Origin of the sequence: Carboxydocella sp. JDF658 (genome assembly GCF_002049395.1) — a bacterium.
GTDB lineage: Bacteria > Bacillota.
Map to the genome: position 1 here is coordinate 1 of NZ_BDLR01000242.1, position 201 is coordinate 201.

Annotated in this window: 1 protein-coding gene; it reads left to right on the top strand. The window is 56.2% G+C overall.

Annotated features, from left to right (window positions below; translation table 11 throughout):
- The coding region (locus tag JDF658_RS14550) for a hypothetical protein (RefSeq protein WP_159446653.1) at positions 1 to 201 on the top strand (201 nt) is incomplete at both ends.

Genomic DNA, 201 nt, shown 5'->3' on the forward strand with positions numbered 1-201 from the left:
TGTAATGCCAGAAAAAGCTACCCTGCTGGACTACTTGCCGACCGGGGCGCTGATAGCCGTCGAAGATCCCAACCGGGTCAGGGAAAAGGCGCTGGCCTGGTATGATGAGCGTGGAGAAACCTTTGCCAGCTGGCTGGAACGGGGTATGGCTTTGCCCGGGCAGGAAGCTTTATATTTCAGCTGGGAAGATATATGGCGGCA